This window comes from Orientia tsutsugamushi str. Boryong, assembly GCF_000063545.1.
In the GTDB taxonomy this organism is placed as follows: Bacteria; Pseudomonadota; Alphaproteobacteria; order Rickettsiales; family Rickettsiaceae; genus Orientia; species Orientia tsutsugamushi_C.
This window is the reverse complement of the sequence record NC_009488.1, coordinates 2,037,525-2,058,238: the sequence shown is the minus strand read 5'-3', so window position 1 is coordinate 2,058,238 and position 20,714 is coordinate 2,037,525. Positions and strand designations below refer to the sequence as shown.

Annotated in this window: 11 protein-coding genes and 3 pseudogenes; 5 read left to right on the top strand and 9 right to left on the bottom strand. The window is 31.1% G+C overall.

The window, feature by feature from the left end:
- Positions 1 to 38: 38 nt before the first annotated feature.
- Positions 39 to 462, bottom strand: a pseudogene (locus tag OTBS_RS13475) (conjugal transfer protein TraD).
- A gap of 666 nt (positions 463 to 1,128) precedes the next feature.
- Here OTBS_RS13475 and OTBS_RS10750 point away from each other — a divergent pair.
- Positions 1,129 to 1,687: pseudogene (locus OTBS_RS10750) on the top strand (MobA/MobL family protein); the annotation flags it as partial.
- Positions 1,688 to 2,092: 405 nt separating this feature from the next.
- Here OTBS_RS10750 and OTBS_RS09725 read toward each other — a convergent pair.
- The 7 genes from OTBS_RS09725 to OTBS_RS15290 form a co-directional block, all read right to left on the bottom strand.
- Positions 2,093 to 3,196 (bottom strand): reverse transcriptase domain-containing protein, encoded by a 1,104-nt coding sequence (locus OTBS_RS09725; protein WP_232489012.1) that lies wholly within the window; start codon positions 3,194 to 3,196, stop codon positions 2,093 to 2,095.
- Between the two features lie 364 nt (positions 3,197 to 3,560).
- The gene (locus OTBS_RS13460) at positions 3,561 to 5,063 is read right to left on the bottom strand and encodes a toprim domain-containing protein (protein WP_041621376.1); all 1,503 of its coding nucleotides are present in this window, start codon (positions 5,061 to 5,063) and stop codon (positions 3,561 to 3,563) included.
- Positions 5,008 to 5,718: a hypothetical protein gene (locus tag OTBS_RS17345; RefSeq protein ID WP_041621174.1), complete on the bottom strand. Its 711-nt coding sequence runs from the start codon at positions 5,716 to 5,718 to the stop codon at positions 5,008 to 5,010. Before OTBS_RS17345 ends, OTBS_RS13460 begins: the two co-directional genes overlap by 56 nt.
- A gap of 629 nt (positions 5,719 to 6,347) precedes the next feature.
- Positions 6,348 to 7,574: a toprim domain-containing protein gene (locus OTBS_RS15300; RefSeq protein ID WP_050897578.1), complete on the bottom strand. Its 1,227-nt coding sequence runs from the start codon at positions 7,572 to 7,574 to the stop codon at positions 6,348 to 6,350.
- A gap of 34 nt (positions 7,575 to 7,608) precedes the next feature.
- The gene (locus OTBS_RS17750) at positions 7,609 to 7,800 is read right to left on the bottom strand and encodes an AAA family ATPase (protein WP_269763935.1); all 192 of its coding nucleotides are present in this window, start codon (positions 7,798 to 7,800) and stop codon (positions 7,609 to 7,611) included.
- Positions 7,801 to 7,883: 83 nt separating this feature from the next.
- The gene (locus tag OTBS_RS17745) at positions 7,884 to 8,351 is read right to left on the bottom strand and encodes an AAA family ATPase (protein WP_080571907.1); all 468 of its coding nucleotides are present in this window, start codon (positions 8,349 to 8,351) and stop codon (positions 7,884 to 7,886) included.
- 80 nt (positions 8,352 to 8,431) lie between these two features.
- Complete coding sequence (locus tag OTBS_RS15290; protein ID WP_232488879.1) at positions 8,432 to 9,208, bottom strand: MobA/MobL family protein; 777 nt, start codon at positions 9,206 to 9,208, stop codon at positions 8,432 to 8,434.
- A 278-nt stretch (positions 9,209 to 9,486) separates the two neighbouring features.
- Here OTBS_RS15290 and OTBS_RS09705 point away from each other — a divergent pair.
- Positions 9,487 to 9,927 (top strand): annotated as a pseudogene (locus tag OTBS_RS09705) (conjugal transfer protein TraD).
- A 61-nt stretch (positions 9,928 to 9,988) separates the two neighbouring features.
- On the opposite strand, the gene OTBS_RS13445 reads toward OTBS_RS09705, so the two are convergent.
- A protein-coding gene (locus OTBS_RS13445) for an IS5-like element ISOt6 family transposase (RefSeq protein WP_157866465.1) occupies positions 9,989 to 10,812 on the bottom strand; the annotation gives its coding sequence in 2 pieces (ribosomal slippage) (positions 9,989 to 10,425 and positions 10,425 to 10,812; 825 coding nt in all).
- Positions 10,813 to 11,285: 473 nt separating this feature from the next.
- On the opposite strand from OTBS_RS13445, the gene OTBS_RS09690 reads away from it, so the two are divergent.
- The 3 genes from OTBS_RS09690 to OTBS_RS09680 all read left to right on the top strand — a co-directional run bounded on the left by OTBS_RS09690 (position 11,286) and on the right by OTBS_RS09680 (position 20,605).
- On the top strand, positions 11,286 to 12,605 hold the full coding sequence (locus OTBS_RS09690) for a hypothetical protein (RefSeq protein ID WP_011945159.1): 1,320 nt from the start codon (positions 11,286 to 11,288) through the stop codon (positions 12,603 to 12,605).
- A 685-nt stretch (positions 12,606 to 13,290) separates the two neighbouring features.
- Positions 13,291 to 13,713, top strand: coding sequence for a hypothetical protein (locus OTBS_RS09685; RefSeq protein WP_157866369.1), 423 nt, complete (start codon positions 13,291 to 13,293; stop codon positions 13,711 to 13,713).
- A complete protein-coding gene (locus OTBS_RS09680; RefSeq protein ID WP_011944727.1) occupies positions 13,706 to 20,605 on the top strand; it encodes a hypothetical protein in 6,900 nt (2,299 codons plus the stop codon). The genes OTBS_RS09685 and OTBS_RS09680 overlap by 8 nt, the downstream gene beginning before the upstream one ends.
- Positions 20,606 to 20,714: the final 109 nt, after the last annotated feature.

The following is a 20,714-nucleotide window of genomic DNA, read 5'->3' as shown; positions in this document are numbered from 1 at the left end:
CTATATCAACCTACTGCAGTATACTAAGTATTTAAAAACTAAGATACAAGCTCAAGTTTATACTGAACATTGAGAAGGCCATTCTTTAAGGCCTCAATGTCCTTAACATTGCCGCACCATTCTTGACGAAAACTGTTCCATTTTAAGCCATGAAGGCGAATGTGGTGCTTAGTGTTTTCGTCTGGTTCAGAGGAAAATTTTAAAATCACAGCAGCTTTATTTTGCTGTTCTTTATCAAAAATATCTTTACCGATTGTAGTCCAATGATTCTGAACATTTGGATGTTGTGTTAAAGTTTCTTTTAGTGAAACAATTGCACCAAATAAAGTGTTTGTCTGTAAGTGATCAAGCTTAGCCTTAGCAACTACATTTTACGTTCTTTAATTTTGAGGTTAACCTCATCCATGATTAGCTTAGCTTTTTTTGTTGGAGAGTAATTTTTTGCTGCATAAGATTTGCCATGTTAGTAACGCCAGTTTAGGATAAGAAAAAGCATGAAAGGCATAATGTAAAAGGTATACAAGAGATAATATACAATTATGATTATGTGAGATATTAAATATAGTTTCAATTAATAACCGTTTATTTATTGCTCACATGTCTGTAAATATAAATTTATGATAAAAAACAATTAAAAATATGTAATATACAAGTGTTATAATGGTGAATGTTCAGGTTATTAAGTATAGTATTATGAAAGAATATTTGTAGAAATATGAGCAATAAATAAACGGTTATTAATTGAAACTACAGATACTATATAATTATACATTATCTCTTGTATGCCTTTTATTCACTGCCTTTCATATTTTCTCTTATCCTAGACTGACGTTAGTAATTCAGAAAGATAAAAAAATCAGGCAAGAATATATCAAAATACAATTCCAGTAAAGAAAAAAACTGAACCTGCCAAACCAACATCAAATAATTATATAGTCAGAAAAACGTGAATTCAGGTTAGAAGCTTCATTAAAGAATAAGCTTATACGCAATACGCAATCTATAAAGATTGCTGCTAAAAAATGAGTACTCATTAACCGATTGAATGTTTAAAAAAAAAAGAAGTTTGTGCTAGCAAAATCAAAAAAACCATGCTAACTTAAAACTCAGGTGAGAATTGGTGTTGAGATGGCTATACAGTTTGCAAGGATTGAATTTTTAAGTAGAAGTAAAGGAGGTGATAGTTGTCGTAAGGCAGCGTACAATGCAAGAACTATTGTTAAAAAAAAGCAGACAGATATAAAGTATAACTTCTCTCGTAAGAAAGATAACGTATATCATACAGTACTGATACCAGCTTATGTAAATCAAAAATTCAAGAATATTCAAACATTAATGAATGAGGTAGAACGAACCGCAAAAAGAGACAACAGCCAGTTGTTGAAGGATATCGTAATAGCATTGCCAGACGATAAGGAGCTAAATTTAGAGCATAGAATAGAAATAACTCATCAAAATAGTTGATGCGATGGAATGGGTGCAAAATGGTCTTGGAGTACAGATAGATATTCATAAGCCTCATAGAGGAGATAAAAACTGGCATGCACATATATTGGTTACTACAAGAAGATTTAGAGAAGATGGAACTGGTTTAGGAGATAGAGCAGTAAATTTAAACCCAAAATGCATAACAGTTAATGGCAAAAAGGTTGTTATTCAAGATCCAGAGATGATTCATGAAATAGTAGACCTCTTTCGAAACTGGCTAAGGTAGTTCAAAATTATAAATGTCAGAGATCAAATTAAAACTATGTGAGTAGACCTAACCAATTGCTCAATTAGGCCCCTCCTCAGAACCGGACTTGCAGAATTACCGCATCCGGCTCTCAAAAATAAGATAAGCATTATGCCTTATTTGTTGTCTAGAACATTGAGACAATCTTTCCAATTTTAGGAAAATTTACTCTTTTAAGTATCTCGGTTAGTCTTTTCCAATTCATCTTACGTTTTCCTCCCATTCTATTAAACCAGTTATATATTGCCCGTTTACTTTGGTTGATAAATGAACTTACTCGTCTTTTATTATCAGATATACCATGATAGTTGATCCATTCACCTAATAACTCTAATGACTTGTGATAATGTTTGTGTTTTATCTTGCTTGTTTAGCTGACTGACTACGCAAATATTTTCTCAGTCCTTTCAGTTTCTCAGTAAAACGATCTCTCCTTGAGGTATATTTTAGTCTCCATGTTGTGCCAAATCTTGATTTGCCCCAATAGCAAGTAAATCCAAGAAAATTATAACTTGCGATCTTCTTGTCTTGTTTTGCTAAATTTGCAGCATGGTCTCTACCAGATTTAATCATTTGTGATTTAGCTTCATTGATATTTAGCCCATACTTATTTAACCTTTTAGGCAAAACATCATAAAACCTTTTCGCATCTGTTTCCTTTTCAAAGACAAATACCATATCGTCGCAGTACCTCACCATTCCTGTTTGTCCCATTAAGTTTTCTTTGCTGATTTTTGCAAACCAGCTATCTATAACATAATGCAGAAAGACATTTGCCAGGATTGGTGAAACTATTGATCCTTGACGACAACCTTCTTTGTTAGTAACTATAGTACCATTTTCTATGATTGGTGTTTCAATCAGTTTCATAACTAGTCTTAGAAATTTCTTGTCAGATATTCTCTTTCTTAGAAATTCCATCAACTCACAATGCTTGATTGTATTGAAACACTTTGTTATATCAATCTCTACTATAGCCCCTTTATTGAAGTTATACGTAAGTCTATTTAACTCCCTTAAAGCGTCGTGTGCATTTAATTTAGGTCGAAATCCATATGAATACTTTAAGAATATTGGCTCAAACACAGAGTTTAATATCTTGCTTACTGTAGACTCGATTATCTTATCTTCAAAACATGATATTATCAAAGGTCTTTTGCCTCCATCTTCTTTTGGAATTTCTGTTATTCGTGCAGGTTTAGCTTGATATTGCCATTTGCGAATTCTAGTAAGAAGCGAGAGCAGATTTGCTTTCAACTTCTTACCATAATCAGCTTTGGTTATACCATCTATTCCTATCGCTTTCTTGCTATCGAGTTCCTTATATTGTTCTTCTAACATCTTTAAATCAATGATATGTCCAAGATTATTAAACTTTATGTCTTGATTTTTCGATGATAGCAACTTTATACGCTCAAGTTTCGTTAACCATGTATTTCTGTCTATGCTGTGTACAGCCATTGTTTCCCTCTTGCATTCTTACTTTTCTGCTAACCCTTTGCTCCACCCACATTACTAGGTTTCATCACTACTATGGCTAACTCAGCCATCCTTACACCATCTCCAAAGCCTTATGTTTCACCACTTGTACTTTGAATACTTACTTAATTACGTAAGAGTTATAAGGACTTCTCAAGTTGTGTCATTAATCTTTACAAACTCGCTGACGCCTGCGACCCCGGTGGTTGAAAATTTTTGGATTTTTACTAGTTTGACCTCCAATCTTCTTTTGCCTACTATGTGCTAGAACATATCGGCTTCCACTACATCTCACTTTCAGGGCTATCACGTTCACCATTTGGTTTCGGCTCGAATGTTTCACTGTCTACGCTTTACTACTGTCGTTACCTTCAGCAGCACAAGACTCGCTATATGGTGGATCTAGCTTCTCCTTCCATAACTGGACTTTCACCAGTAAGATTAATTCACCTTTTCTTGACGCACAGACAATTGCTTCCAGTTTTGCCTCCTCTTCTTGTTTACAGTAGTATAGAGATGAAGATTTATTATACAATTCTTTAACATTCGTAATATCATTTTGTTTTGCTATACTATTATTTTCTGTTTGAGTAAGTTTGGTTGTTTCAACTGCCTTAGTCAGTTTAGTAATTTCAGGTTCTATAATGTCTCTAATTGACTGGTCTCCACAAGTTTGCAGAAGATTATTAAAATCACCATTTTCTGGTGGTTTGACTATACAAGTTATCGCTCCCTTCATTTCTAACGTTTTTGCAGCTTTAATTACAGTATTATTAGTTATAGAATTTTTGCTATCATTATCTGCTGCAATGATGATTTTTTCACCAGGAAATGGTGAATAATTTGTCAAATTCGAAATTCCTGCACTAGCAATGATATTACCTTTAATGCCTGATTGCTGCAAGCTCAATGCTGTTTCGGCGCCTTCTGCTATAATTGTTATATTAGGGTCATTCGCATTTCGTTTTGCTATTGTTATGAACGATCCACTGATTTTACCGAAAGATCTTCTGTTAATTGAAATATTCGCCTTATCTCCTGCCAAATTTAGATATACAGCCTGTACTCCGGTAATTTCTCCTTTTGAATTTCTTGCAAATGCTGTAAATGCTGGATAATTTTCTCTCGTTTGAGTATCAAACAGTATACTTGCTTTTAAGTCTGAACTTGCAGTGCTTTTGTCAAAAGTAATATCACGATTTTCAAGATACTTGTTTACTACTTCTGCATGTGGATTCTTATCTATATCATAACCATGTATTCTGCTTGATAGTTCATACAAGTTTTGAACTTTTGCGATTTTAACACTTTCAGGTTGTTGAGTATATTGTTGAGAATCGTCAGTCCTAAGCTGTCTATGATACCGTTGGCTAATATTAGACATTCCAACTATAGTTTTCAAATATTCCTTTGCCTCAAAAAAGCTGTATCCTTTTTCTCTTTGAACCAGGGATAATAAATCACCCTTTTGTCCTGTACTAAAGTCATACCATTTTCCAGCGTATTTGCCCTCGGTGGTTACTTGTATTTTGCCAGTGTCTCCCCAACGTATTCTTCCATGTCTAGATAGGCGCTTATTTGGATCTCCAAGAACATCACGAGCTATAGTGTCAGCTCTATAAGCTATTGCATCCCTCAATTTTTGTAGTTCTTCCTGGCTATTTGAATAATAATCGTTTTGTCTATAGTTTTGAGCAGATTGATATTGCCTTACTTCATTTGCTTGAACATTATTATTCTCATCTTTTGAATTCATAGACTCTGTCTTAGCTGTGCTAAGCTGCTCTATTAGATTAGCAACATTTTTTCGTAGCTTGCACGTTGTAGTACAGCCGTACTTGCTCTGCATTCCCTATCATGCTTATGTTAGAACTTTCTATGCCTACACCATTATTATGAAGAACATATACATCTTTTTTGAAAGCCGTTTGTGGGTTACAAATTGTCGTAGCATATCCATGTTTAAAGCTTATTTTATTCAAATCAAAGCTTACCTCATTTCCTGTATCTGTCTTAGCTACAAACTTATTTTCATCAATTGATACTAGAGTTGCAAATTCACTGTTTTGTATTTGTAAATCCTTATCGTTTGTTTGAAAAATAATTCTGTCTCCAGCCATGTAGTTAGCATATTTTTTTGATTCAGCTCCTGAAATTAAAATGCTGTATTCTGGGCCTTTTAGATCACCATTTTCCTTCATATAATTTCTGATGTGTTGATTAATATTTTCAGCTTCCTTATGACCAGCAATTATCAAGCGGTCATGCGGCTCAACTTTACTATTTTTCCAATCATTGATTAATTGGTTTATTGATTCTTTCAGAGTGTTATTAGCCTTTAAGCTATTATGATCACTAAGCAGCACTATACCATCAGCAATATCACCATTTATCAACTTTACAGCCACGTTGTGGTTCCAGCTGTTAGCCTTAGAATTTTCTATCTCTGTTTTTGAATTATGAATGTTATTGAAATTATTTGAATCATTGATTTTGTCAGTCATATAAAACCTCACCTTCGCGTCACTAAATTGTTTTGCGGTATAAACATTTGCTATTTTTACCGTTTGAATTATAATTTTATTGCTAAGTGATTATTGAGATAGTTTTCCTGTTAAATGTAGAGCTTGCAAAAGTTCAAATGCTTTCAGTATTCTCTTAGCGTGGCATAATGCGAATTACATAGATTATACTGTGAGATGTTTTATATCTATTACTTTAACTTGAATAGTTAATAAAAGAAGTAGCAATAATTGGAGTATTAAGATATACTGACGGTATAATTCTAGATTAAGTATTTATTGGTTAAAGCTGCGATATAAAAATAAGACGTAGATATACACAATAATTGATGCAATTATAAGATTAAACACAAGATTAAGACGCCATGGTCAGTATTATTGCCATAGTGCGACAGAAGAGTATATTAGTTTTATTATAGTTGCATCAATTATTATGTATACTATACTTAATCACTACAAATCTAAGTTAGTTTAATAATACATAGTAAGATTAGATTTTTCAATAATAATCTTTGGAGTCTAAATTTCTCAACTATTTGACACTAAATTAGAGCTTTATTTGTTTATTTACTATTTTTACGTAGGCATGTGTGTAATTTCTATCTTCAGTACTACCGTCTAACTCCAATTTTTGGAGATATATCAGTTTTTACAATTTGTTCAGGGTCTGTTTTTACGTTCTGATTATTAACTAATTTCATGATTTCAGGTATCACAAGCTCCTTAACAGCTGTGGCTCCTTTATTTTTTAGCATTTCGTTAAAATCTTCACCTTCTGAAGGAACTACGATGCTAGTGATTGCTCCTTTACTTTTCAGTACTTTTGCAGCATCGTTTATAGTGCTTACATATTCTTTATTCTGTTTATCATTATTTGCAGCTATAAGAATCTTTTCTCCTTGAAATGGTTGATAGTACTTCAAATTATTAACATTTGAGCTATATACCATTCTGCTATCAATGCCAGCTTCCTGAAAACTTGATATCGTTTTTCCTTCTGCAGACAAAATGGTTACATCATAATTGTACTGTCTTTGTTCTTTGATTTGCATAAACAATGGAGTAGAAATATCTTTGGTGGTACATTGCTTTATGCAATTCTCTTGCTGGACTCTTTCTACTTTAGCTTCTTGCTCTGGTTTAGCAGTAAAGTGATAATATTCTTCATTCACATGAGATCTATCATTGATATCATTGATTATAGACTTAAACCAGTTTTCGATTTTACTAAAAACAGTTGTCTTTGTCCGTGCTTTCTCCAAATCATGAGCAGTTTTCAGAGTTATGCTAGCTGATTTATCATTTGGTCTGCTAAGCTGATTTATTAAGCTGTTAATGCTTCTAGTTGCTTCCTTATTGCAATATAGCTGTAATTTCTCTATATGCCTTGTCATAGCTACGTATGAGCTGCTTATATTACTTACTCCATTATGTAAAACGTATACATCTTTTATAGAAGCTCCCTGGGCCTTATAAACAGTACTTGCATAACCATGTTTAAATTGTATTTTGCTTGGGTCAAAACTCACATCTTGTCCTGCATCTGTCTTAGCTACAAATTCATTTTTATTAACCGAAGTTAAAGTTGCAAATTCACTATTTTGTATTTGTAAATCCTTATCGCTTTTTTGAAATACAATTCGATCTCCAGCCATGTAGGACTCTTTCCTTCCAGCTATTGAACGCCTATATTCTGTGCCTTGTAGCGTGCCATTAGCTTTTAACAAAGATCTAATACTTGAATTAAGAATGTCTACCTCTTTATTACGTACTGTAATTACCAATTTTTCATGTAGCTTAAACTTGCTTAGACTCCAGTTGTATCTTAACTTACTCATTGAGTCCTGCAACGTATTATCAAACTTAATACATTTATTTTGTCTCAGGTAAGGTTATACCGCTTAAAATATTACTCTCAGCAAACTTTGTTGCTGCTTCTCTGCTCCAGTTTTCACTTTGTCTTCGAATATTCACTAAAATATGTGAACTGAAAATATTACTCAGAATCTCAAACATTCCGCCTCTTTCTATTGAAGCTAACTGCTTTTCATCCCCAGCGAGTATCAGTTGACAATTATTGTTTCTAACTACTCTAAATAGCTCTGCCTAAGCTTTAGTACCTACCATTCCAGCTTCATCTACTACTATTAACCTATTTTGCATAAAAATTTTTTTCGATTATACAAAAATCCCTTTACTGTATAGACATCTGTATAACCTTTGTTCTTCAGCTCTGATACTGCCTTATGAGTGGGAGCAAGGCCAATAACATTTTGTCCACGATTTGTTGCAATTTTATATGCTTTTGCTAAAACAGTGGATTTACCTGTTCCAGCTCTTCCTCTTAGTACTCTAACTCCACTAGTGCTAAGCAAAATATGCCTTAGAGCTTGTTTCTGTTCTTCACTAACATTTGCTAGACCTTCGATATTACTTTTAAGATTGTAAATATCGTTGTAATAAACTCGATTATTGATTTTATTAGCTATTCTTATTATGCTTGCTTCCTCATCTCTAACCTCAGTTGTAGTAAAAAATTCGCTAACTTCACCATTCTCATGATACAATTCTAATACTCTATTTGAACTAAGTACTTGCTGAACTAACAGTTTCATTTCTGCTTTCGCTGAATATATGGTATATCTTTTACTGCTTTTTCGATATCCTGCTTAAGTAAAAATAGATTTGTAATGTGTTATAGAGAATCCGTTATTACATCAGCATCCTTAATAATTTTTAAATTAGCCTCTTTACGTAACTCATTTTCATTTGCTGCTTCATTAATTAAACTTCTAATTCTAGTAGGCACAATATGCTTTTGCAGCACTGCACTTATCTTATCAACTCTATTTGTTAAGCCTAATTTAGCAAAATATGCATTAATTATTTCTTTTACTTTTTCATGAATCATCTCGGGATCTTTAATAACAACCTTTTTGCCATTACTTAATGTTATGCATTTTGGGTTTAAATTTACTGCTTTATCACCTAAACCAGTTCCATCTTCTCTAAATCTTCTTGTAGTAACCAATATATGCGCATGCCAGTTTTTATCTCCTCTATGAGGCTTATGAATGTCTATCTGTACTCCAAGACCATTTTGCACCCATTCCATTGCATCAACTATTTCATGTGTAATCTTTATTCTATCTTCTGAATTTAGCTCCTTATCGTCTGGCAACGCTATTACGATATCATTCAACAACTTACTGTTTCTTCGTTTTTCTGTTTGTTCCACCTCATTCATTAATGTTTGAATATTCTTGAATTTTTGATTTACATAAGCTGGTATCAGTACTGTATGATATACGTTATCTTTCTTACGAGAGAAGTTATACCTTATATTTGTCTTCTTGTTTTTAACAATAGTTCTTGCATTATACACTGCCTTACAACAACTATTACATCCTTTACTTCTACTTAAAAATTCAATCCTTGCAAACTGTATCGCCATCTCAACACCAATTCTCACCTGAGTTTTTTAAGTTAGCATGATTTTTTTGGTTTTGCTAGCACAAACTGCTTTTTGTTAACACTAGATCAGCTAATGAGTACTCATTTTTTAGCATCGCTCTTTATGGAGCGCATATTGCGTATAAGCTTATTCTTTAATAAAGCTTCTAACCTTGGATTCACGTTTTTTTGACTATAATTATTTGATGTTGGTTTGGCAGGTGCGGTTTTTTTCTTTACTGGAATTTTATTTTGATATATTCTTGCCTGATTTTTTTATCTTTCTGAATTACTAACATGGCAAATCTTATGCAGCAAAAAATTACTCTCCAACAAAAAAAGCTAAGCTAATCATGGATGAGGTTAACCTCAAAATCAAAGAACGTAAAATGCGTACTCGACGTCTTATCGAAATGGGTGGACTAGTCGCTAAGGCTAAGCTTGATCACTTATCAGCAAACACTTTATTTGGTGCGATTGGTTTCACTAAAAGAAACTTTAACACAACATCCAAATGTTCAGAATCATTGGACTACAATCGGTAAAAATATTTTTGATAAGGAACAGCAAAATAAAGCTGCTGTGATTTTAAAATTTTCCTCTGAACCAGATGAAAACACTAAGCGCTACATTCGCCTTCATGGCTTAAAATGGAATAGCTTTCGTCAAGAATGGTGCGGCCATGTTAAAGATATCAAATCTCTAAAGCATGGCCTTCTCAACGCAAGTTTAGGATAAAAAAAATGAAAGGTATAATGTAATATGTATACAAGGTATAATAGACCTCTTTCGAAACTGGTTAAGGTAGTTCAAAATTATAAATGCCAGAGATCAAATTAAATCTAAGACCAAATCTTTTACGTCTATTTCGATATTTGTCAGCAATAATTTTGAACCGTTTTAGCATACCAATAAAGTTTTCATTGACAACTCTTTCTCCTGCTAACCTACGATTATTCTTTTTATCATTTTTAGTTAAAGGATTTTTCTTGCTTTTTTTCTTTGGTAATGCAGAATTATTGTGAATTTTTTGTATACCTTGATATCCTGTATCAGTAATCGCTTTAATCTTAGGATGGATAAGAATTTTGGATTCCTTAAATAATCTAAAGTTATGTTTTTTACCGTTAGAAAAATCTGTACATATTACTTGGTGTGTTTTCTTGTCTACCACTATTTGAGTCTTTAGTGTATGCCTTTTCTTCTTTCCTGAATAATAGAATTTTTGTTTTTTTTGGGTCTTTCTATTGGACTCTCAGTAGCATCAATCAAGACTACTTCATAATTCATATCGCTATTCATTAGAGCTTTACGACCTGGAAGAGCAAAGTTTGGGTGTTTAACTAAGGTGTCTTCTACCCATTTTACAGCTTTATATGCTGAACTTTCACTAATCCCATAGTTCTGACCTATATGAAAATAAGTACGGTATTCTCTAAGGTATTCTAAGGCCATCAATAACTGTTCCTCCAAATTGAGCTTATTTTTACGCCCTCCTTTTGATTTCTTAACACCATCAGCTTTCCTCAAAATATCCACCATCTTTGAGAATGTTCCCTTCCTTACTACTGTTAATCGACGAAATTTTTCATCCTTTAACTCTTTAATCTGATCTAATTTCATTATTACTTCAAATCAGATTTTTATAACACCATTTTACATCATTGTATAGTTTCGAAAGAAGTCTAATGTACAATTATAATTTTGTAATATATTAAATATAATTTCAATTAATAACTGTTTATCTATTGCTCATAATATGTGCAATTATTCTTTCATAAGATATACCTAATAACCTTAACATTTACCATTGTATATTATCTCTTTTTAACTTTTTCTTATCATAATCCTGCGTTACAAATATAATTCTTATTCTTGTTATCGTCTAACCTATCACTTTATATCAAACTTTAGTTTATATAAATAACTTTACATAGAAAGTTAGTATATTTTAATAGATAATTTAAATTAATTTAATTTTATTAGTTTTTTTGTTTGATTTTGAATAAAGTAATGCTATATTCACATCATTATTTATTTAGAAAATGAATATATAGTAAGAGGCTTTATTTAATGAATTGATAAAAGGAACTTATATGCCACCTAGAAAACAAGATAGTTTATATACTTTCAACCAATACCTTGATAACAAGGACACCTTAGGAACAAGATTATTAGAAAATCATCCATGGTCGAAGAAATTTTTAAGTAAAATTTTTCAGACCAATTGGAAAAGTACTTCTTACTCAAATACATATTTTGATGATTTTATTTCTGAGATGGACTTAGATAACTTAGAAAAACTGCTACAACCAGCTAACATAATAGAAGCTTCCAATATCAGAGGTATATTACTCCATAATTATACAATCGATCTAGATGCATTAGCAGGAACATTAAAGGTATTAACTTTAAATATCAATATATTAAATGACTTATATACCTTAGATATACCTTTTTCTACTATTTCCGGTAAGTTATCTAATATAGGACCTAATGCCACATATTGTTTGGATAAATTATTAAAAACTCTTTATATAATGAAAGAAGTGCATAAAAATAACGAAGAGTTTTTAATATCTTTCAAAAAATTTGAACTGGAATTAAAATTTGTGAAAAAGAAGGATCGAGAAACTCGTAAAAACGTCATAGATAGCATGTTCAAAAAATATAGCAATATTCAAGAGCTAAATAATGATAATGATGAAAAAATAAATGAAACAGTACATGAATTGACAAATAACTTAACAACCAATAATAATCAATCTCAGATAATAGATGAACATAGAGAAGATGATATTGAGAACAGTAGTAATGAGATAAATACACATAGTGATGGTAAAGAATTAGCTAACATATCAGATTCTATGCTAGTAGCTGGTGATATATTAAATATGATGCTAGCTATAGATGATGATGATAATAATATCAAAGAAATAGAACTGGAATTAAATAATTATATTACCAATCAATTTGAAAATCAATTACAACCAATTCAACAAAATAAGATAAATACAAGTGATTCAGAATTAGATAATATATTAGAGCTGTCACTAGCTATGGAGGATACTGTAAAAAATAATGTAGTATCCGAAGCAGTAAATAGCTTAACTATTAACAATCAATCTCAACCTATAGAAAGCTATCAAGAAAATAATATTGAAAATCTGCAAATAATAAGACATACTCATACTGAAGAAGTTATGCAATCAGTAGAAAAGCGAACATTATGTTATGATGAGCATGAAGATCTTTACACTCATAAACGTCAGTGTAACAATCCTAAGTTAAATAGCGATCATCGCACAGAAGTAGCGCAAAATGAACAAGATAGTATTGATGGATATAATTTTTCTTTGATCACTACTACTCATCTAGTAGGAGAATCTATTTACATCCTTAGTGACTCAGCATGAGATTCAGCTTACATCTTGACATAAGTATCAAAATGGATGTCAGATTAAGTAAGAATTAAGAGATAATATACAATTATAATTGTATATTATCTTGAATATAGTGTTTGAATTAATACTGTTTATTTATTGCTTATAACACCAATTTAGGATAAGTAAAAGTATGAAAGTCATAATGCAGAAGGTCTACAAACGCTAAAATATTTTAAGAATGTAATTTATCTTGAACAAAAACTACTATTACTAATCAAACTCTTTAATAAAAGTGATTTTTTGATGCTTTGCAAGAAGTACTGACATGTTTTAACTCTATAAATAAGTATTAAAAGATGCCTATAACACTTATTTTTGCTGGTGGTTGCCATATCTCTTATATTGAACTATATACTGTTCTTTCAAAAGTTATTTCATCTATAGTCGAATAAAACAATCAAAGGTTAATAGAAATTAAATAATCATTGTAAAATTATTTTTCATTACATACACTAAAATAATGTGCTATGTGAAAGCGCATTATTGCTATTTTGTGTAGTAATAAACTTACAATTTATAAAGGAAGGTATATATGATATATGATTCATTAGATGTCAACATTAGTTATTTTCACAAAAAATATTTAAAAAAAGCAGACAATGTATTAACATTTGAGATAAATGATTACATATACGAGTCATTATTACACAATATAATGCTTGATCTGAAACAGTATCAATGGAACCAAGGGCCTATCACAATAGAGTTCAACTTTAACTATAGTAACTTTGGATATGTAGACTCATATATTTTATGTGATGGGTTATCTGAAGTAGAATGGTCTTCAGAAGCAACGATTAAATTATCATTGCAATGTCGAAGTTTAAACTTTGAAGGAGCTATGAAGGTTATTGCCCTTTATCACATGCTACCAAATGTTAATTTATGGATCGACTTACAAGGTATTAATAGTAATCGTAGGATGCTAATATCTTATATTAAACAAGTAATAGATGCAAATACAGAAAATGCGGAAGAAGATGAAGATATTGTAACTATCCATAATGATAGGATGACTGTACTGTGCAGTCAAGAAATAGATGATTTAATATGCGAAGGAGATATAAATTATGAGTAACGAAATCATTTTTGATACAAATAATTATGCTTTACTTAAAGCACTGTTTGACACTATTTGTGTGGCATATAACGAAGTATCGCCAGAGGCTATGCGGGCACTTTTTAAAAATGAAGGTATTGTTAATGAGTCAGGAAATGCACATGAGGAAATAAAATATGAGCATATAGTTGAATATTTTAAATCTGCTAATACTCCGGATGCATTTGATCAGTTAATAATAAAGTTAAAGGAAGCAGCAGGGAATAGCAAATCGTTTTATATAAATAGAAAAACTAAGTATTACAGAGATATAATAGTATTTTCACTATCTACAGTGGAGCATGAACTAAAAAAGCCTGCATATCATGGAAACACAAACGAAGACAAATCACAGTTCCAAGAAAGCATACGTGAATATTTTGGCATTTTTGACAAAGCTAAATCTTTTTCAGAAATTATAGATCCATACGGACCAGATCTTAGATACAATAAGCGTGCTATATTACTACTAAACTTAGCAAAAAACCTTAATATGAACATTAAAGTTATTCCACCTGTTTTTCATGAATTTGTACAGCGTAGATCAGCACAATTACTATATAATAATAACCCAAAAACAGCAAACCAACCAGAATTTTCTGTAGAAGCAAGAAAAATATATGATTATGCTATTAAGCAAAGCTCTTATGACACTAGAATATCATTTTTAAAAAGCATTAATGCAGAACAAACAGATAAATACGTAGGACATATTGGACCTACACAGATAACAGATTCTCAAAAGGCTACTGATGATAAGAAATCTGAACCTTACTCACCAATACACGAATTCTTAAAACGAGTTTACAACGCTGACCCTGCAGATGTTAGCTTTTTCTATTATAAAGCATATCTAAAGTATATTGTAGATCATATTTATGATAATTTAAATTCACAAAGCGTAAGTGATAACTTTCAGAAGTTAAAAAATATATGTAGTAAATATTCTCATCTGCATGATTATATAGATTCTTACATTATGCTTGCCCTAGATGCTGTCAAAGGCAAAGGTGGAGGCGGAAACAGCAAAGGCACAAAAAATAGTAACAATTATTATGCTGCATTATCTAAAACTTGGACTGAGATTTCTCATGGCATACATGATATACAAAATGCTAATACAATGTACAATGATAAACAACAAATATTGGAGGTTATTGCACGTGTATTATATCAAAGAGGCCAAGAGTTTAATTTTTACGATTTTATGATGAATGCTTATGCTAAAGTGCATAATGTTTTTTTAGCAACTGCTAATACTAAAATGATATATCAACTACATAGCGGTGTTTTTAAAAACTATTTTGATGATGTAAAAATATTATTTACATCGTTGGATTATAGTTATAGTAAAGAAACACTTTCTAAAGAAAGAGAGAATAGTTTTAGAGCAGTAGCAACAGAATTAGAAGGAAAGTTTTATGAATTTCTGAACGAGAAAACTATAATACATTTGCGAAGTGTATTTGAAGACTATGGATTAGCCATTTTTTTTTCTCAACCTAGTTTAGATACATATACAGTGCAGTTAAATGAATATATTGAAACCTTAAAAAGATATTATCATAATTATGAAAACCACGAAATTAACTTTAATACAAAAACATGGGAATCATCAGTAACTAACTGGCAATTAATATGTGATACATTGCATACTATGTCTTTTTTGTTAAAACCTAGTCATCAATCACATCTTAAAATAAATGCTGCAGCTATATCAAATCGTGCACGTGATTTAAGTAAACTTAAGTCAGATGAAAAAAATTCCCAAGAAGATATTGAGAAATATAAAAGAGAATTTAAAAGAGTATTAGATATATTAGATAATAATGCCATAGGAGGAATAAATGATAATAATGTACACATACACAGCAGATTTAAAGGCACCTCACGAGAAATACTATTAAATAGACAAAAACAATTTGCAGGTATATTACACAAATTCAGAGCTGATAATAGTGATCAAATTGAGCGACTTAGCTTAGATCTGAACAATGCAATAAACCCAGGCGTAGTAGGCACAAGTAGCGGACTATGTCTTACTAATTCTCAAGGTAGGAAGAAGAGAGAGGCTGGTATCAAATGTAGAATAAGCTGGGACCATATTGATAAGTTTAATGCAAATGAAGAAGTTTCAGAGAAACGGAACTATTATCAAATTAAGATTGATACTAGAAAATTTAATAAGCTATTATCTGAGAATAGTAACATAATTCTTGAGGATCAATTATTAGATTTAGCAAAAGGTATACTAGCAGATGATGGTGACAGAATAGTTGGTGATGAGAAATACTTATTTAGTCAGATTGTCGAGAATAATGGTTATGCAAACTGGCGTAATAATAAGTTCTTAGAGGAAATGAATAATATTGCTAAGGCACCTTTGTCAGGCTTTAGTACTATACTTAAGAATCGATTAACCAATGCCGGATCACGTATTCTACTAGTAAGAGGAATACATGGAACTATTGTTACATGCCAGCAAGCCATTCAAGGCGAATCAGAGCAAAACCTAGACTGCGCATTAAGCCTTAGTGAGATAAGTTCTTCATTTTTAATTCAACGTGGTGAAGATGCATTAATAAAAAAATTTCCTAAATTTCCAAAAACAATTAGGATTGGAGGAGCTGTAGTAGGTGGAATATTTGATGTTATAGAAATAGTACGATCAACAATTAAGTTAATTAAATGCGCTAAAGCAGCAAATACTGATAATGCATGTAGTGAAAAGGAGATAAGAGATAGCATCGCTGCTATTGTATTTGCTGGAATAGCACTTGTTTCTAGTATTATTTTATTAGCTGCTGCAGCTGGTGGGCCAGTTTCTATTCTAGTTGCTGTAATTATAATTGGATCTAATATAATATATGGTGGCATCAGTACCATTATAGAATGGAAACAAAAGTATGATACTACACTTTCGGAAAATATTCATCTGTTCATAAGAAGCACGTTGATGTTAAGTCCACAGGAAAGTCTGGAGGAGCTTGCATTTAAAACGGATTCAGTAAATTCGATAGTTAAGTCAGCATGGAATGCATTAAACTCTTTTCCGAATAATACAGTCGCTTATGCTACTGGACTTGGGAAAGCAGAAAAGGCCAAACCTAGGATTGTAAGCAAATGCCCAACCGAACTAAAACAATATGAGAAATGTGAACTGTCTCCAGTTAATGGGGGGGTTGTTATACAAATTGCTAGAACTATACATGGTAAACCTATTAATGAAGTCACATCTGATGGATTCAAAGTGTTTAAAATAACTAACAAATACATTGTCCCAGGCAACTCTAATATTAACACTAAAAATCGTCCATTACCTACTGAAAAATTGTCTCGTGTTTTACCAAATGAAATATCAGGAGCTGCATTTATCTGTTTACCAAAAATCACTAGTAGTAGCTATGAAAATGGAGGAGAGAGTAGCTACAAGGTGTCTTCATATCCAAATATTAGATATTATTGTGATAATGCAGTAATTATTGAAGATGATAGTAGGAAATCAAAAATAGAAATTATTAGGTACAAGCTTGATAAAACACGAACATTAGTTATTCCAGATGATAGTAGGAAATCGCAAGATCGTAAAAAATATATTATTTTTGATTTTAAGTATATAAACTCTGGTTATATTAAAGGTCTCAATGATCTAAATAACATTTTCATGATTAGTTCGGATGGTAATGTAGAAGTAGAAGGTGGTTATGGTGTTACTAATCACTTTATGTTTTTGAATGATCAGTTTACAGGTAAAATATATTTTGGCAACTATATAAACATAATAGATGTAAGTAATATAAAGTCTCCAGTTGTAAAATTTGAAGTTGATCTTGTTCAGTGCAGGATGAGATTAAGAGGTATTCAATATACTTCTAGCTTAATTCAAAAAGATTTAAATGATGAGGAGATTAGAGATACTCCATATATAAACAAGCTGAAGATTCAATATATAGGTAGAGTAAATAAAAAAGATAATGTTAACTGCGATACTGTTGATGCATCTATTAGAGTGAGTAGAATAGGAGACAGTATATATAAGGACAAAGAGATACTTAATTCTGATAGTATGCATATAGACAGCAATGGAGGTAATGGAGAAGACGAATTTGATGTTATAAAAAACTGCAAAAAGTTAACGATAGGACCATATACAAAGGTAGAAGGTGGTAGCGGTGATTACACTATTTTTGTTAAATCAATGAAAAACGAGTATGCAAATTATAAGAACACAAAATCAATAATAGACGTACGTGGTACTGGTGATATTGTTTTTCTAGATATTCCTTTGTTGGAAGAGTGTTTCTATAATTTACTTGATAATACTATGACTATAGACATCATCTTATCTCAAGATAGTATGTTTACTCTTAAGATAAACAACTATTTTAATCAAGTAAAAAAAACTCCAAATTTTAATCTAATTGATAAGTATGGTAGTGTTGTAATTCCTAAAGTTAGTTTTGAATCTATGAGCAGTGGCCAAGATGTTGGAGTTTTTATTGACAAGTTTGAATTGCATCTAAACTCTAAAAAAGTAAAAAGTTTGACAAATCAAGATGTAGTTACGTATTACAAAGAAGTATCTAAAAGCAGAAAATCATTTCAAGTGTTTTGCACTGCAAAATCTGCTAGAACATTCTTTATTTTTGGTTCAGATAGTAAAGATATTATTGTTTTAGATCAAGCAAATATGTTTATCAAAGGTGGAGGAAAATCAGATATATACTTGCTTTTAAAGGATGATAATTCTAAGATAAATACCATATATATTGATAATTTTGACGAAGATAAAATTTTAGACATATTAGAACTATCTAGTATACGTGATCTTCACATAGATATGAATGCCAATAATGATTTAAATATAATACATATAGGAATTAATACACAAAATGGGTTCGAAATTATTGTTCTAAATTGGAAGAATAGTAATTCCCATAAACATCTTATCTTAATGGATCAACAAAATAACTATTATATACCATGTGAATGCTATGTACATAGAAATATAGCTCAATTTTATATGGCAAGCAATAACCAAAAAGAATTTGAAGTAAGGAAGAATGGGCCAGTTGTAGTTTTTACTGAAAGTAGAAATGTTAAATTTTTCAAAGTAGAGAATTCACTTATTCTATCTATAGGTGATAAAGAAAGTAATGAGCTTATATTAACTGTAAAGAATTTTTATTTAGATACTTCTAAGTGGAAAGACTTAAAAATATATTTCTACCATGATGGAGATATTGATTATACTTATTCAATTGATGTATTTGCTGAAAGCCGCAAAATAGAAGACTATAGCTATAAGGCCATTGTAAGTGAGTACACTATTACGCACTTTAATACTGTAAAAACACAGCCAATAATACAACATAATCATCGTGATGAGGAAAAAGTAGGTGTTTTAGTACTAGAGAATGTAATTCCAGATGATATACTTGCAACACAAGAGGAGAAAAATTTTGTATTAACTCATACTACTAGCAAAAGTAAAGTTATAATAGAGGAATGTTTTTTTGATATAAGGTATGCAATTGATGTAATTAAGTTTAGTTATACCAATGATATGCTTAATTATAACAATGAACCGATAATAATATATTTAGTATGCAATTTTTCTATTGAGAACATGAATTCAGCATTGAAGATTGCTGGAGAACTATATTCATGGCGAGCATCTAGGATAGCACCACATCACGAAGACATTGTAAAGTGTCTTGTATCATTATATAGCTTAAACTCTGAGAATAAAAACTCTGAGGACAAACTTATCAATTATAAAATGCTTGGATTTGTATCGGAAGCTGATCAAATAGTTTTTAATAATGCATGCGTTACAAATATCCTTACAGATGATAATTTAGCATCATATTCATATTTATATTCTAACACAGAAGTCCATCTGAAAGAGTACAAAGATGTATTGCTAAATCGGATTAAGTTAAAGTGTTATGACGATATTCAAATTCAGAAATATGAGAAAAAAATACTTTCTCTCAACGAATATGATATTATTAATACAGCAAATGAATACTTAGATTTAGATATTAAGTTTAAGTATTCATTAACATACTCTGGGTTATCAGAACAATTAAAAAATATATCACAAGACTTTGGAACACCAGATTTTGGAATGCCAACTGTAGTACCACTACTACCAGATTTAAGCAATAAACTCAATGTCTTATCATCATCGATAAACAAAAATGAATCCAACAGCTTACCATCAAAACCACGTTCTAAAAGGTCAGATACTTCGTTTGAAACTATAGATAGCTATGAAAGTGATATAGCTGATAATGAGAGTGATGAGTATGATGAAGAGTATAATGACGAGTATAATGAGCAGCAGGATCAATTAGAGCAGGTATCTAGTAGCGCTAGCAGAGCTGAATCATTTATAAGTACATGGATAGGAAATAGTATTAATACAGTTACTCACTATCTTAAAGAATCAATTCAATTGTTTGAAAATAGTGCTAGTAAATTGAATTCTGATGATACTATGAGTATGTCAAGTAAAGGATTATCCTATGATTTTGTTGATACTGATAGTACTAATAGTACTGATAATACAAATATTATCGTTTCTACTGCAGATTTCAATTCTACGATATTATTAATACAGTATTTAGTACAATCCTTTAGCTTTTGGAGAAAAAAATGTAATGTTAGCAAGACATGCTTATCTGAAGAACAGCGCAGACAAGTCGAACTGAACAAAAAAGCGAAAGAAATTATAGATGGACTGAAGATATTTTATAAACGTTATGAAGATGATGATTATCAGTCAGAAAATTCAGAAAATGTTATAGAAGAAGATCAATTTGTTGGAGAAGAAGTAAATTATGAGCATGATTTATATTGGTAATGAGATTCTGTACGATGTAAGATAATAGTTCTTATTTAAAATATAGCAAAACCAGTATAAAACAGTTATGCTATATACTTTTCAAGAAGAGTGTTCTAGGTCACAGTGA

Coding starts and splice junctions, on each gene's coding strand:
- OTBS_RS09690 (WP_011945159.1), top strand. CDS start 11,286: ATGCCACCTAGAAAACAAGATAGTTTATATACTTTCAACCAATACCTT.
- OTBS_RS13460 (WP_041621376.1), bottom strand. CDS start 5,063: ATGCAGAGCAAGTACGGCTGTACTACAACGTGCAAGCTACGAAAAAAT.
- OTBS_RS17345 (WP_041621174.1), bottom strand. CDS start 5,718: ATGACTGACAAAATCAATGATTCAAATAATTTCAATAACATTCATAAT.
- OTBS_RS09685 (WP_157866369.1), top strand. CDS start 13,291: ATGCTTGATCTGAAACAGTATCAATGGAACCAAGGGCCTATCACAATA.
- OTBS_RS17745 (WP_080571907.1), bottom strand. CDS start 8,351: ATGAAACTGTTAGTTCAGCAAGTACTTAGTTCAAATAGAGTATTAGAA.
- OTBS_RS15300 (WP_050897578.1), bottom strand. CDS start 7,574: ATGAGTAAGTTAAGATACAACTGGAGTCTAAGCAAGTTTAAGCTACAT.
- OTBS_RS09725 (WP_232489012.1), bottom strand. CDS start 3,196: ATGGCTGTACACAGCATAGACAGAAATACATGGTTAACGAAACTTGAG.
- OTBS_RS09680 (WP_011944727.1), top strand. CDS start 13,706: ATGAGTAACGAAATCATTTTTGATACAAATAATTATGCTTTACTTAAA.